Annotated in this window: 11 protein-coding genes; all 11 read left to right on the forward strand. The window is 61.4% G+C overall.

Annotated features, from left to right (window positions below):
* The first annotated feature begins 99 nt into the window (after positions 1-99).
* The 11 genes from murC to P792_RS22855 all read left to right on the forward strand — a co-directional run bounded on the left by murC (position 100) and on the right by P792_RS22855 (position 14,797).
* Positions 100-1,518, forward strand: coding sequence for a UDP-N-acetylmuramate--L-alanine ligase (gene murC / locus P792_RS22810; protein WP_023977569.1), 1,419 nt, complete (start codon positions 100-102; stop codon positions 1,516-1,518).
* Positions 1,515-2,426, forward strand: coding sequence for a UDP-N-acetylmuramate dehydrogenase (gene murB, locus P792_RS22815; RefSeq protein WP_023977570.1), 912 nt, complete (start codon positions 1,515-1,517; stop codon positions 2,424-2,426). The genes murC and murB overlap by 4 nt, the downstream gene beginning before the upstream one ends.
* The gene (locus P792_RS22820) at positions 2,423-3,361 is read left to right on the forward strand and encodes a D-alanine--D-alanine ligase (RefSeq protein ID WP_023977571.1); all 939 of its coding nucleotides are present in this window, start codon (positions 2,423-2,425) and stop codon (positions 3,359-3,361) included. Before murB ends, P792_RS22820 begins: the two co-directional genes overlap by 4 nt.
* Positions 3,362-3,396: 35 nt before the next feature.
* Complete coding sequence (locus tag P792_RS0117730) at positions 3,397-4,443, forward strand: cell division protein FtsQ/DivIB (protein WP_023977572.1); 1,047 nt, start codon at positions 3,397-3,399, stop codon at positions 4,441-4,443.
* Positions 4,440-5,840: a cell division protein FtsA gene (ftsA, locus tag P792_RS22825; protein WP_023977573.1), complete on the forward strand. Its 1,401-nt coding sequence runs from the start codon at positions 4,440-4,442 to the stop codon at positions 5,838-5,840. Before P792_RS0117730 ends, ftsA begins: the two co-directional genes overlap by 4 nt.
* An 83-nt stretch (positions 5,841-5,923) precedes the next feature.
* Positions 5,924-7,399, forward strand: a complete 1,476-nt coding sequence (gene ftsZ, locus P792_RS22830) for a cell division protein FtsZ (RefSeq protein ID WP_023977574.1) — start codon at positions 5,924-5,926, stop codon at positions 7,397-7,399.
* A gap of 168 nt (positions 7,400-7,567) precedes the next feature.
* The gene (gene lpxC, locus P792_RS22835; RefSeq protein ID WP_081866797.1) at positions 7,568-8,575 is read left to right on the forward strand and encodes a UDP-3-O-acyl-N-acetylglucosamine deacetylase; all 1,008 of its coding nucleotides are present in this window, start codon (positions 7,568-7,570) and stop codon (positions 8,573-8,575) included.
* Between the two features lie 79 nt (positions 8,576-8,654).
* Complete coding sequence (locus P792_RS22840) at positions 8,655-9,533, forward strand: outer membrane protein assembly factor BamD (RefSeq protein ID WP_023977576.1); 879 nt, start codon at positions 8,655-8,657, stop codon at positions 9,531-9,533.
* A gap of 78 nt (positions 9,534-9,611) precedes the next feature.
* Positions 9,612-11,327: a DNA repair protein RecN gene (gene recN / locus P792_RS22845; RefSeq protein WP_023977577.1), complete on the forward strand. Its 1,716-nt coding sequence runs from the start codon at positions 9,612-9,614 to the stop codon at positions 11,325-11,327.
* Complete coding sequence (ligA, locus tag P792_RS22850) at positions 11,327-13,381, forward strand: NAD-dependent DNA ligase LigA (protein WP_023977578.1); 2,055 nt, start codon at positions 11,327-11,329, stop codon at positions 13,379-13,381. The genes recN and ligA overlap by 1 nt, the downstream gene beginning before the upstream one ends.
* An 84-nt stretch (positions 13,382-13,465) precedes the next feature.
* Positions 13,466-14,797, forward strand: a complete 1,332-nt coding sequence (locus P792_RS22855; RefSeq protein ID WP_023977579.1) for a hemolysin family protein — start codon at positions 13,466-13,468, stop codon at positions 14,795-14,797.
* The last annotated feature ends 472 nt before the right edge of the window (positions 14,798-15,269 follow it).

Below are 15,269 nucleotides of genomic sequence, written 5' to 3' on the forward strand. Positions count from 1 at the left end.
GGTAGCCTCTTCGCTCACATCCATCGCTAACCCGCCTCCGTTCTTCTGTCCTTAACCCGATCTTCCTGTTTTTTCGCAGTTACTCTGAAAGCCTGGTTCATGCGCGCACTCCCCCTTTCCATCGGAACCATCCATTTCGTCGGTATTGGCGGGATTGGCATGTCAGGAATTGCCGAGGTGCTGCATATGCTCGGCTACAAGGTTCAGGGGTCGGATATCAGCGAAAACGCCAATGTGCTGCGCCTGCGCAAGCTCGGTATTGTCGTCGCGATCGGCCATGACGAGGGTAATCTGGGCGCGGCTCAGGTTGTGGTCACCTCAACGGCCGTGAAGAAGGACAATCCCGAGGTTCTGGCGGCGCGCGCAAGGCTAATCCCCGTCGTGCGTCGTGCCGAAATGCTGGCCGAACTCATGCGCCTGCGCTGGGCGGTGGCGATTGGCGGCACCCATGGCAAGACAACCACCACAAGCCTCGTGGCCTGCGTGCTCGAACAGGCCAAACTCGACCCGACCGTGATTAATGGCGGCATCATCGAGGCTTACGGCACCAACACCCGCATGGGTTCGGGTGACTGGATGGTGGTCGAGGCCGATGAGAGCGATGGCTCCTTCCTGCGTCTGCCTGCGGTCATTGCCGTGGTCACCAATATGGACCCCGAACATCTGGACCATTGGGGCACGGCAGAAGCCATGCAGGCGGCCTATGACCAGTTCGTGTCCAACATTCCGTTCTATGGGTTTGCCGTGCTGTGCATCGATCATCCTGCCGTACAGCAGATGATCCCGCGCCTGTCAGACCATCGTATCGTGACCTATGGCTTCAGCCCGCAGGCCGATATCCGCGCTGACAAGCTGATTACCGACCGTCTGGGCGCCACATTCGAGGTGGTGATCACCAACCGCACGCGGAAAACCACGCGTCGCGCCGGGCCGTTCCGCCTGCCCATGCTGGGCCAGCACAACGTGCTCAACGCACTCGCTGCCATCGCCGTCGCCAGCGAGATGGATATCAGTGACGAGACCATTCGCCTTGCGCTCGCCGGGTTCCGCGGCGTCAAGCGTCGTTTCACGCGTTGCGGTGATTTCAATGGCATCACGGTTATTGACGACTACGGTCATCACCCGGTCGAGATTGCCGCCGTGCTGCGCGCCGCGCGTCAGGCTGGCGCACGCGATGTGATTGCCGTGGTGCAGCCGCATCGCTACTCGCGCCTTCAAGCCCTGTTCAGCGATTTCTGCACCTGCATGAACGACGCTGGAACGGTTATCGTGACAGATGTCTATGCTGCCGGTGAAGCGCCGATCGAGGGCGTCAGCCGCGACACACTAATCGAGGGACTGCGTGCGAGCGGCCATCGCTCCGTGGTGCCGTTGCCCGGCCCCGAACATCTGGCCGAGATGATCAACGCCATCGCCAAGCCGGGTGACTTCGTTGTGTGCCTCGGCGCGGGCACCATCACCAACTGGGCCCATGCACTGCCGGGCCAGCTTGCCGCACTCAATGGCAAGGCATCATGAGCACGAAGCTGAATCAGCTTTCGCCGCGTGGCCGGTTGAATTTCGACGCCCCGCTCAGCCCGCGCGCCTGGTTTCGCACGGGCGGTAATGCCGAAGCCCTTTTCGTGCCCAAGGATGTGCAGGACCTTGCCGACACTCTGGCGGCCCTCCCCGGAGGGGTTCCGGTCACGGTGCTTGGCGCCTGTTCGAATGTCATCATCCGCGATGGTGGGATCGAAGGACTTGTGGTGCGCATGGCGGGTGGTTTCGCCGATATCATCATCGAGCCCGATGGTCTCGTGGCCGGTGCTGCAGCGCTGGACATGATCGTGGCCGAGCAGGCTGCCGCAGCGGGTCTGACCGGGCTAGAATTTCTGGCTGGAATTCCTGGCTCCATTGGCGGGGCGGTGGTCATGAATGCCGGCGCTTATGGCTCTGACATCAATGCCGTGCTCGACTGGGCTGAAATCCTCCTGCCCGACGGGACGATCACGCGTCTGGGCAATGCCGAACTGGCCTTCAGCTATCGTCATGCCAGTCTGCCTGATGGGGCCATCGTGTTAAGGGTGCGGCTGCGAGCCCAACCGGACGACCGCGAACAGATCCGCACCCATATCGCGGGCATCAAGGCCGCCCGCGAGGCCTCGCAACCCGTCAAGGCCCGCACGGGCGGCTCGACCTTCCGCAATCCTGACGGCCACAAGGCCTGGCAGTTGATTGACGACGCCGGATGCCGTGGCCTCACCCGGGGTGGTGCGCAGGTGAGCGAAAAACACTGTAATTTCCTGCTCAATCTCGGCACTGCCACAAGCCGCGATCTGGAAGATCTGGGTGACGAAGTCCGTGCGCGCGTCCTTGCCCAGAGCGGTATCGCCCTGCATTGGGAAATCAAACGCCTCGGAAAACCGTCATCGGGAGAACAGCCATGAGTCTGAAGATTGCCGTCCTTCAGGGAGGCATTTCGAGCGAACGGCCTGTCAGCCTGCGTAGTGGCGCGGGCGTTGCACAGGCTCTCGTTGAAGCCGGCCATGATGTTGTCAGTGTCGATGCCGGCCCCGATCTGGCCGAAACGATCCGCGCCCTGCGCGCTGCGGCACCGGATGTCGTGTTCAATGCGCTGCATGGCCCGCTGGGTGAAGATGGTGCCATTCAGGGCGTTCTGGAATGGCTGGGCCTGACCTACACCCATTCCTCCATACGGGCTTCCTCGCTCGCCATGGACAAGGAGGCCTCGCGTCGCGTGTTTGCTGCGGCCGGTCTGCCCGTGGCCGAAGGGCGCGTCGTGACGATGGACGAACTTGCCGCAGCTGACCCTCTACCGACGCCCTATGTGGTCAAGCCCATCGCCGAAGGGTCATCATTCGGGGTCGAGATTGTCCGGACCGGCAGCAACCGCCGTCAGACCATTGCCTCGAACTGGGCCTTTGGCCGCGAGGCGCTGGTTGAGGAATATATCCCGGGTCGCGAACTCACCGTTGCCGTGCTGGGTGACCAGGCCCTGACCGTGACTGATATCGTGGCGGCGTCTCCCACAGGCGATTTCTACGATTTCGACGCGAAATACGCACCCGGTGGTTCCGTGCATCACGTGCCAGCGCAAGTGCCCGAGGCCATTTTCACCCAGGCCTTGCGCGTGGCCGAGAACGCCCATCGTGCGCTGGGCTGCTCGGGTGCCTCGCGAGCCGATTTCCGTTATGACGAGGAAACGTCCCGTCTGATCCTTCTGGAAGTCAATACGCAACCTGGCATGACCGCGACCTCTCTCCTGCCGGAACAGGCCGCCTATTGTGGCATTTCCTACCCGGAACTCTGCGACTGGATCGTGCGTGATGCTCTCACCACGCGAGGCAAACGGGCCAGATGAGAAATCGGCGGCCGGAAGCTCCTTATCGCGGACCAGTGCAGCAGGACAGACCAGCGCGTCTCGTACTGTTCATGCGCCGCCACAAGCGGGGCCTGCGCGTATTTCTGGCCTTCCTTTTTCTGCTGGCCGTAGCAGGGATTGCAGCGTCGTTTCTGCGCCTTTCGGCCTCCGAGGCGCGTTTTGCGCCCTATCGCGCAAAGCTCGTTCAGTACCTGCCATTCCAGATCAAGACGATCCGGGTCGAGGGGCGCAACCTCACGCCGGAAGACGATCTGATGCGGGCTCTCGGCACCTCGGTCGACAAGCCGATTTTCGGATTCTCGGTCTCGGCGGCGCGTGATCGTATCGACACCCTGCCCTTTATCGATCATGCGACAGTCGAACGGCATATGCCCGACACAATTGTCATCAAGATCACCGAACGCAGCCCGGTGGCCGTCTGGCAGGACCATGGACAGTTCATCCTGATCAACCGCGCTGGCGAGCGCGTGCCGGACCAGGGGCTTGAAGGCAAGAATGGTCAGGCCTTCATCAAGCTGCCGCTGGTTGTTGGCGAGGGCGCAAACCTTGCGGCCTCCACGCTGGTTGACGCGCTGACGGCCAATCCATCGGTCAAGGAGTTCGTCGTCGCAGCCGTACGCGTCGGGCAGCGTCGCTGGAACCTGACCCTGCGCGATGGCGCAACCGTCCTCCTGCCGGAGGGACAGGAACAGGCGGCGCTTGCGCGTCTTGCGCAATATCAGGGTCAGTTCCGCCTGCTGGAGCGCCCGGTCGTGTCGATCGATATGCGCCTACCGGATCGTATGGTCATTCACCAGCCCCCCGCGCCGGTTGCCGATCCGAATGCCCCGCAGGATTCGTCGGATACCAACCAGGTTAAACAACCCGGCACCGATGCCTCCAACACGGGTAATGGCGCGACCGTGAGGAGCGGCGGACAAGCCGGATCAACGCAGAAATCAGGGCCGGGAACTGCCGGAAAACCGCCGCAATCAACGCACAAACCGGGCCATGCTGCCACTCAGCGCGGCCATGACAGCCAAGCCCCCTCCTCCGCAGATGGAGCCTCGACCGAAGAATGAACGACCTCGTGGCCACAGACCCGGACTCGCCGCGCAAGAAGCGCCGACGGACAGTGCGCAGCCGCGCGCTCCTGCCGGTCAGCACAGGGCAGAGACATCACGAACGCTCCGAAGATCATATTCTCGCCCTGCCCCCGGCAGATGAGCCTGCCATGCCCAGACACTGGCGCGTGGGCGTTTTCGGTGTGCTGGACATTGGATCGACCAAGATGACCTGCCTCATCGGACGCGGCGAGGCCGATGGTACGCTGCGCGTGCTCGGCTATGGCTGGCGCCGTTCGCGCGGGATACGCAATGGTAATATCGTCGATCTGAAAGAGGCTGAGCAGGCCATACGCGCCACTGTCGGTCAGGCTGAAGATGCGGCCGACCGTCGCCTCGACAATATCGCTGTCAACCTCTCCTGCGGTCACCCCGAGAGCCGTCTGTTCAATGCGCGTATGCCCATCGGCGGTCATGGGGTCAGCGAGAGCGATATGGCCCGTGTGGTAGCCGAGGGCCAGGCCCGCGCCTTCACCGAGGGCCGCACCGTCATCCACACCCTGCCCATCGGTTATGCGGTGGATGACACCTATGGCATTGTCGATCCCCGAGGCCAGGTCTGTGAACAGCTTACGGCACGGCTTCATGTTGTCGATGCAGCAACGACAGCAGTCCGCACGCTGGATTCGGTCCTCATGCGCTCCGAACTCAAGATGACAGGGCTTGTTTCTGCCTCTCTCGCTTCCGGCCTTTCGGTACTGGATGCAGACGAGCGTGAACTCGGCGCCACGGTCATCGACATGGGCGGTGGCACCACCTCCATTGCCGTGTTCGGTGACGGCATGCTGCGCCATACGGCCTTCCTGCCCGTGGGCGGATTGCATGTCACCCGTGACCTTGCGGGCATGCTCTCGACCTCGCTGGACGAGGCCGAGCGCCTCAAGACCAAATACGGGGCAGCCGAACTCTCCGCCGAGGATAGCAGCGAGCTCATCACGCTCCAGAAAATCGGCGAGGCACCCGGCACCCTGACAACCGTCTCACGCGCGAGACTGGTTTCGGCCATCAGGCCGCGCATCGAGGAAACACTCGAGCTCGTGCGCGATCGTCTGGACGATGCCGGCTTCAGCCGGACCGGCCGCGAGCGCGTCGTCCTGACCGGAGGCGCCTCCTTGCTGGATGGCGTCGGGCCGATGGCCGCACGCATTTTGGACCGCCCGGTTCGTCTTGGCCGCCCGCTGGGCATTGTGGGATTGCCCGAAATCGGCGCGAACTCCGCGGGATTCTCCACGGCATCCGGCCTGCTGGCCTGGGTCGCGGGAGCGGACCGCAGTTTTCATGATGCCGACACGCCCGAACAAAGACCGGGGGGCATGTTAAAGCGCCTGGTTCATTTCATTAGGGGTCGCACGTGACTAAAAACTAACCTATTAAGGTTATACTTTTCAGTCATTCTCCCTGAATTCGGGACTGATACCAGCCCTATCCGGATTACGCCATGACGCTCAATCTCACTGCCCCGCAATACAACTACTCTGATTTCTCTCCGCGCATCACCGTTATCGGCGTTGGTGGCGGTGGCATGAATGCCGTCAACAACATGATCGAGATGCAGTTGCAGGGCGTCGAATTCGTTGTGGCCAATACGGATGCGCAGGCTTTGGCAGGTTCACGGGCAGAACGCCGTGTGCAGCTTGGCCCTCATCTTACACAGGGCCTCGGTGCAGGCGCCAAGCCGGAAATCGGCAAGGCCGCTGCCGAGGAAGCTGCAGAAGAAATCAGCCGCCATATCGATGGCGCACACATGGTTTTCGTTACAGCCGGCATGGGTGGCGGCACTGGAACAGGCGCGGCGCCTGTCATCGCCAAGATGGCGCGCGATCGCAAAATTCTCACAGTTGGCGTGGTCAGCACACCTTTCGGCTTCGAGGGTGCACGACGCAAGAAAGTGGCCGAGGCAGGCATTGCCGAGCTTCAGCAATATGTCGATACCCTGATCGTCATTCCGAACCAGAACCTGTTCCGCATGGCAACCATGCACACCACCCTGCGTGAAGCCTTCAAGATGGCTGACGAGGTGCTCTATATGGGCGTGCGCGGCGTGACCGATCTCATGCTGGCACCCGGACTGATCAATCTCGACTTTGCCGATATCCGCACCGTCATGGCGGAAATGGGCAAGGCCATGATGGGGACAGGTGAAGCCGAGGGTGAAGATCGCGCACTCGAAGCCGCCAATCGTGCCATTTCGAACCCGCTTCTCGACGATTCGTCCATGTCCGGCGCACGCGGCCTGCTGATCAACATCACCGGTGGTGACGACCTCACCCTCTATGAAGTCGACCAGGCCGCAGAGCGTATCCGACAGGAAGTGGCCGATGACGCCACGATCATCTGGGGTTCGGCCATCGATTCGTCACTTAACGGACGTATCCGCGTGTCGGTGGTCGCGACAGGTATTGATGGCAGCCGTGCCCCTGAGCCTGAAGAGATCCAGCCGCCGGTCGAGTCCGTGCAGGAAGCGCCTGTCGTCCCGGACGGTGCGGAAGTCACGACCAACGCCAACCAGCAGCCCTTCCAGCCGGCCTCGACTTATGCGCGCCAGCAACCGCATTATGGTCTTGAAACGCAGGCCCCCGCCAGCGCGGCCCCGTCACCCCATTCAGTGCCGCCCCAGGCAGCAAAGGCGACGCCGCAGCCTGCGCCTTCCCCGCGATCAGGCCTGTTTTCTGATCAGGGACAGCGTCCCGCGCCCGAACCCCAGTCTCAGCCACGCAGCCTGTTTGGCATCGTGACGGGGGCACTTCGCGGGCGTCCGGCCCAGTCGAGCTATACCGAGCATAACGAGGCACCGCGTAATGAACCCACCGTGGTCGAACGCGCCGAGCCTTCACGTCCTGTTTCGAGCCACGACAACAGCGAAGAAAACGGTCTCGACATTCCTGCTTTTCTCCGTCGCGATCAGGGTCGCTGATATCTGACACAAAGCCACGCTCTGAAACTGATTTTTACGTGCAGTTTCAGAGCCTTAGGCCGTAATGAATGGCAACAAACATTGACTGGTCTGCCTGCCCCTTTAACGGGTAGAGCTTTCTTCAGGACCGAAACATAACGTTTCGGTAATTTGGGAGAGCATTGCATCATGCAGATCACGGCCGAAACACCGTTCAAAGCATCGATCGTGCCTCCCTCAGTTTTCAAGAATTCAGCCGATTTTTTGAGCCCCTTCAGCACCAACGCGCAGACCGTGCTCCAATGCACGCTCAAGCAGCCCATCACCTGCGTCGGTATTGGGCTCCATAGTGGCCATCAGGTGCGCATGACCCTGCGCCCTGCCCCTGTGAACCACGGTATCGTTTTCCGCAGAAGCGATCTTCCCGATGCCCTGCCGATCCCAGCGCGCTACGACAATGTGGTGTGCACACGGCTCAGCACGGTGATCGCCCGTGCCGATGCGCCAGATATCCGCGTTGCAACAATCGAACATCTGATGGCCGCCCTGCACGCCAACGGTATCGACAATGCCCTGATCGATATCGATGGCCCGGAAACACCGGTACTTGATGGTTCAGCTGCCGAATTCGATTTCCTGATCCAGTGCGCGGGCAAGACCGAGCAGGATGTTGCACGCGTCGTGATCGAGGTTCTCCGTACCGTTCGTGTGGAAGACGATAACGGAGCCTTTGCCGAGCTTCGCCCCGCACGGGCTGGCTTCGTCCTCGCCATGTCGATCGATTTCACGGCCGGCGCGATCGGCCATCAGCGCCATGCCATGCCCTTCACCCTCGACCGCTTCCGCCAGGAAGTGGGGTATTGCCGTACGTTTGTTGAGCGTAAGGAAATCGAGACCCTTCAGAAGATGGGTCTCGCCCGTGGCGGCTCTCTGCATAATGCCATCGTTGTGGAAGGCGATACGGTGCTCAATCCTTGCGGGCTGCGTCATCCCAAGGAATTCGTGCGTCACAAGCTCATGGATGCCGTGGGCGATCTCTATCTGGCCGGGCATACGCTCAAGGCTGGTTTCATGGGCCATAAATCGGGCCATGGATTGAACAACCGTCTCTTGCGCTCCCTTTTTTCCTCCGGTGAAAACTGGCGTCTGGCAGGTCAGACCGCTCGAAACAGAAGCGAAATACACGCAGCAGCGTAAGAGAAACGATCTCGTGCGCCCAGGACTTCCGCGAATGGTCAGGCGTGATATAAGACCGTTCGTCAGTGGAAGAGTCGGCATGCACCAGAATACAGAACGTCACGTACCTCCTGCCTCGAAGCGTCAGCGCGTCGTTAGCGTCCTGACGGCCGGCAGCTTTGTGCTTTTGAGCGGCTGCTCGCTCTTTTCCAACAAGGAAGAGTTCAAGGCACCGAAGGTCGCCAGTGCCGAGACGCTGTATAATTACGGCATCGATGCCCTTCATTCGAAGCGCTACACGCTGGCCAGTGGCGAATTCGAACTCCTGCAGCAGAACTACCCCTATTCGGGCTATGTCGGTAATGCCGAGCTGATGGAAGGCTATGCCTATTACCTGCAGGGTGAGTATGCACTTTCAGTCCAGCAGCTTGAGCGCTACCTGCTCCTCCACCCCACCAGCCCTGACGCCGCTTATGCCTACTACCTGCGCGCTCTTTGCTACTACGAACAGATTGCCGAAGTGCAGCGTGACCAGCAGGGTACGATCGAAGCCCTGAACGCTCTTGAGGAGGTCGTGACACGCTTCCCACAGACGGCCTATGCCCGCGACGCCCAGCTGAAGATCGACCTTTGCCGCGACCATCTTGCCGGTAAGGAAATGCTCGTCGGCCGCTACTACCAGCAGCAGCACAACTACGAGGCGGCTCTTGGCCGCTACCAGCGCGTCGTGAACGACTTCCAGACGACCAATCACGTCGCTGAAGCGCTCGAACGCATCGTCGAGGTCAGCCTTGAACTGGGTCTGGTCGACGAGGCACGCAAATCGGCTTCGGTTCTGGGTTACAACTATCCTAACAGCCAATGGTATCGTTACAGCTACAACCTGCTGCGCAACCGCGATCTCTTGCCCGATCATAGCGTCGCGCCGGGTGGCAAGCAGCGCGGTCTCTTCGGCCGCATGTGGCACTCGGTTTTCTGATCCGGACGAGACAAGGACGCTGGCGCGATCTGCCGCCGCCAGCGATGTTTCCAGACTGACACATCAGGACCGCCTTGCATGCTGACTCACCTCTCGATACGCGATGTCGTTCTGATCGAGAGGCTCGATCTGCCTTTTCATCCGGGACTGACGGTCCTTACGGGTGAAACCGGGGCGGGCAAGTCCATCCTTCTCGACTCCCTTGGACTGGCTCTGGGAGACCGCGCCAGCGGCGGGCTGGTCCGTGCCGGGGCAGATCAGGCTGGCGTTTCCGCCTGTTTCGATATTCCCAATGGTCACCCTGTCCATCAGCTTCTTGCCGAACAGGGCATTGCCCTTGATGACCCGCATGAACCGCTTGTGCTCCGGCGCACGGTCACTGCGGATGCGCGGTCGCGGGCCTATGTGAACGATCAGCCCATTGGCGTTGGGCTGTTGCGTCGCATCGCGGCTCTTCTGGTCGAAATCCAGGGCCAGCACGACCAGATGGGTCTGGCGGATCAGGCAACCCATCTCGATCTGCTCGACGCTTTTGGCGTGGATCGCAGTGCTCGCGAGGCCGTGGCTCGCGCCTATCGTCGCTGGATCGAACTCACAGCAGCACTCGCCGCAGCGCAGTCTGAAATGGAAGCGACGCGGCGTGAGGAGGACTGGCTGAGACAGGCAGTTGATGATCTCAGCGTTCTTGCCCCGCAGGAAGATGAGGAAGAGCAACTGGCTGCGCTGCGTATCGGCCTGCAGCAAAACGAACGACGTGGCGAGGCCATTGCAGCGGCCCTGTCCGAGCTGACACCGCGTGACCGTCGCTCTGCCACCCCCGCCGCCGCCCTGCGCAATGCCAGCCGCACGCTGGCCCGCCTGCTACCCTCCCCCGGCGACGACCCAGTTGCCCATTCCGCGCAGCAGGCCCAGGCGCAGGAGGCACTCGAGGCTCTGGAAAAAGCCGAAGAGGCGCTTGCCGAAGCTGAAACCCTGCTTTCCCGTCTCGCCGCTGATGCAGACACCGACCCCCGCCTGCTTGAGGAAACCGAAGAACGTCTGTTTGCCCTGCGTGCAGCGGGTCGCAAGCATGGTGTGGCGGTCAATGAGCTGGCCGCTCTGCTGGCGAGCCTTCAGGCCCGCCTTGAAGCGCTGGATTCAGGCAATGCCCGTATTGATCAGCTGATGGCGGAAACGCAGGCCGCGCGCGAGGTGTTTGCCACAGAAGCAGAGAAACTCAGCCAGATACGCGAGCGCGCTGCGCGTCGGCTTGAGACCGCTGTCATGGCCGAACTCAAGCCGGTCAGGCTCGAGCGCGCCAAATTCATTGTTTCGCTCACGCCACTTGCGCCGGAGGCCTGGAACCTGCGTGGCAAGGAGCAGGCGTCCTTCCTGATCGCCGCCAATCCGGGCCAACCGCCTGGCCCACTGGCCAAGGTGGCCTCGGGCGGCGAACTATCGCGCCTCATGCTGGCTCTGAAGGTCGTGCTTGCCGAACGCTCGGCCATACCCACGCTGGTTTTCGACGAAGTGGATTCCGGCGTTGGCGGGGCTACGGCCTCGTCCATCGGTGACCGCCTGCACCGTGTGGCGCAGGATGTACAGGTCCTTGTCGTCACCCACAGCCCGCAGGTTGCGGCGCGTGGCGACCAGCATCTGCGCATCAGCAAGCGTATCCGAAAGGACAGGACAGAAACCCTTGCAGAAAAACTCTCAGCCGAGGAACGCCGCGAGGAGATCGCGCGTATGCTGGCTGGCGAGACCATAACGGATGCCGCGCGTACGGCCGCTGACAGCCTGCTGGAACAAGAGTGATGACTGATACCCCCGCCCGTGAGCACGCCAGATTAGCGGCGCTCATTGCGCGCTGGAACGACGCCTATTACCGCGACGACGCCCCTGAAGTGTCAGATGCGGAATATGACGAGACCAGAAGGGCGCTTATTGCCCTTGAAGAAGCCCACCCTGACCTCAGGACTGAGGGCGGCATTGCTGAACGCATTGGTGCGGCGCCGGATAACGCCTTTGGCAAGCAGCCTCACCGCGTACCCATGCTGTCGCTCGACAACGCTTTCAATACCGAGGAATTCGAGGCTTTCGTGGCGAAAGCCGCCCGCTTCCTCGGACTGGATGCCAAGGGGGCCGATCAGCTCACTTTCGTTGCCGAGCCCAAGATCGATGGCCTGTCGATCAACCTTACCTATGTAAACGGCGAATTGCTGCGCGGGACGACACGCGGTGACGGGCTGGTGGGCGAGGACGTCACCGCCAATCTGAGAACCATTGCTGACATTCCGCAAAAGCTCGAAGGAGAGTTCCCGCAGGAGATCGAGATACGCGGCGAGATCTTCATGGCAAAGGCCGATTTCCTGTCGCTCAACGAGACAATGCAGGCACAGGGACAGAAGGTTTTTGCGAACCCGCGCAACGCTGCCGCAGGGTCACTGCGCCAGCTTGACCCCAACGTGACTGCCAGACGCCCGCTATCGCTTTTTGCCTATGCGCAGGGCTTTTCGAGCCAACGCTGTGCCGCAACACACTGGGACTGGCTGGAGCAGTTGAAACGTTGGGGCTTCCCGGTCAATCCGCTCTCAACACGCATCCGCCATGCAAGCGAGATCGCCGGTTATATCGCCAATCTCGCCCGCGAACGCTCATCCCTGCCCTATGACATCGATGGTGTCGTCTTCAAGCTGGATGATATCGACCTCCAGACCCGCCTTGGCTTCGCAGGCCGTGCACCGCGCTGGGCCATTGCATGGAAATTCCCCTCCGAGCAGGCCATCACGCGACTGGAAAAAATCGAGATACAGGTGGGGCGTACAGGTGCGCTTACCCCCACGGCCCATCTGGAGCCGGTCAATGTCGGCGGTGTCATCGTGTCACGCGCAACGCTGCATAACGAAGACGAAATTGCGCGCAAGGATGTCCGCCCCGGCGATCTGGTACGTGTGCAGCGCGCAGGCGATGTCATTCCGCAAATTCTCGGCCCTGTCCCCGAGGACAAGCCGCGTGGCCCGGCTTTCATCTTCCCGGCGCATTGTCCCGTCTGTGGCGCCCTGACAGAGCGCCCCGAAGGTGAGGCTGTACGACGCTGCACTGGCGGCCTGACCTGCGAGGCGCAGGTGGTCGAGCGCCTGATTCATTTCGTCTCCCGGCCGGCATTCGATATCGACGGGCTGGGTGAGCGCTCCATACGCGAGTTCCACGAGATCGGCCTGATCGACCGGCCCGGCGATATTTTCCGCCTGCGTGACAAGGCCGACATCATCCGTGACCGTGAAGGCTGGGGCGAGGTATCGACGCGCAATCTGCTCAATGCCATCGAGCAGCGCCGTACCATCGCCTTCAGCCGGTTTCTCTTCGGGCTTGGCATACGGCGTATCGGCGAGCGCAATGCCCAGCTTCTGGCACGCCATTACCAGACCTATGAAGCCTGGTTCGACGCCATGCGCGCCGCCGCCATGATCGGTTCTGACGACCGCCTTGCCCTCGGCAGCATCATGGGTATCGGCCAGAGCATCGTGGCCGATCTCCTCGCTTTTTTTGCCGAGCCGCATAATGTGGAGGCGCTGGCTGATCTGCGGGCGCAACTCACAATCGAGCCGGAATCCCGCCCCGAGAAAGGCCCGCTCTCGGGCAAGACCATCGTGTTTACGGGCACCCTGCACACCATGACCCGCCCTGAAGCGAAGGCGATTGCCGAGCGTCTGGGCGCACAGGTGAGCGATTCCGTATCGAAAAAGACCGGTTTGGTGGTTCTGGGTGAAAAAGCGGGATCCAAGGCAAAGAAAGCTGCCGAGCTTGGGCTTGAGACCTGCGACGAGGCTGGCTGGCGCGCAATCGCCGGGTTGCCGCCAGCCGGTTAAGGGCGGATACTGTGCCATGAGCCAAAAAAAACACGAAAACAGGCTCTTCTTTTTCCAGCCCATTCAGAATGAGGAGTCAGGCACATGATGCTGCTGCTTCTGGGCCTCGCGGCCATGGTGGCAGCGATTGCCGTCTCGATCCTGATATCACTTTCCGAGATCTCCTTTGCCGCAGCGCGTGACATTCGCCTGCGTGCGCTGGCTGATCAGGGTGACGCCCGTGCGGCGGCTTTCCTCAAGCTGCGGCGTAATAGCGGGCAGGTCATCACCGTCCTGCAAATCTGCCTCAATGCCGTAGGCGTTCTTGGCGGTGTCATATCCAGTGAGCTTCTCACACCGGCCTTCAGCACAGCGCTGATCGAGGCCGGGCTGACGCCAGGTGTCGCCTCCAAGACGGCTGCGACGCTGGCCTTTATGATCGTGACGGGCCTGTTCGTCCTGTTTGCTGATCTGCTGCCAAAACGTATCGCCCTGAACAATCCGGACCGTGTGGCGCTGCGTGTCGGCTGGTTCCTTACCGGGGCGCTGAGGGTGCTTTTCCCCGCCGTCTGGATTTTCTCGGTGATTTCAGACTGGCTGCTCACTATGCTGCGCATCCCGGCAGCCTCTGCCGTTGAGCCCGTCACGCCTGAGGATCTGAACGCCATGCTGGCCGCAGGCACGGCATCCGGCGTATTGCAGGAGAAAGAGCATCAGCTGATCCAGAACGTTCTGGCGCTGCAGGATCGCTCTGTCACCTCGGCCATGACCCCGCGAGACGAGATCGTTTTTCTCGATGTGCAGGAGAGCCTTGAATCCCAGCGCGACAAGGTACGTATCCGACCCTATTCGCGCTATCCGCTCTGCGATGGCGGACTCGATCACGTGATTGGCTCGATCCGCGCCGAGGACGTTCTGGTGGCGGTCGTGGATGAGGTGCCGGCCTACACCGATCCGAGCCAGCCCATTACCAACCAGATTTTCCGGATGCGTCGTGACACGCTTTCGCTGCCGGACACGCTGAACCTGTGGGACACACTGGCGCAGTTCGACTCGCATGGTGCAGGCTTTGCGCTGATCGTGAATGAATACGGTCTGGTAGTCGGTCTCATCACCTTCAAGGACATCATGGGCGCGCTCATGGACGGGCTCGCAAGCCCGTTCGAGGAACAGGCCATTGTACGACGCGACGCAAATTCGTGGCTCATCGACGGCGCGGCTCCCATTGGAGACGTGTTCCGTGAGCTCGATATCAACCTCGACGCCGAGCGCGATCTGTTTCACACAATCGGTGGTTTCGTCATGCACCGACTGCGCCGCATGGCCCGCAAGGCCGACCGGGTCGAGGCTGCGGGATACCGCTTCGAGGTCGTCGATGTGGATGGTTTCCGCATCAACCAGCTTCTCGTATCCCGTATGGCGCAGGGTGACGCGTAGGCACCGTTTCCAGCGTTAGCCACGCCTCAAATCAAGGATACTCGTCATATCGGGCGGCTATCGAAATTTTCCTGACGCTTCGAGACAGCCGGAGCGTCAGAAGAACCGCCTCCGGACGAGCTCCCTGCTTGTCCGTGTCATGGCGGCCATCCTGACAGCGCACAATGTCATGGCGGCCTTCGATCACAGGAAAGCCCGTCGATATCCTGCCAAGCCCTCCTAAATCTGCCTCCGACGGGGGCACCATTGCAAACCCGTATCTGACAAAGGATTTCCCGGCCTGCACCACGCCGCTGCGTGCTTGACCTTCTGAGCCTTCGGGGCGTTCCTGTTGCGCGCGTCAGATTTCGGGTTGGAGGCACATGTCAGAGGGGGTGGAAACACGCATACGCTGGTGGCCCGTCCCCGCCGATCTGCCCAACCCACCCTTCCCGTCCGGCTGGATCGGTTTTTCCCTGCGCAGCTGGGCGGC

The organism is Asaia sp. SF2.1 (assembly GCF_000505765.1).
GTDB classification, from domain to species: Bacteria; Pseudomonadota; Alphaproteobacteria; order Acetobacterales; family Acetobacteraceae; genus Asaia; species Asaia bogorensis.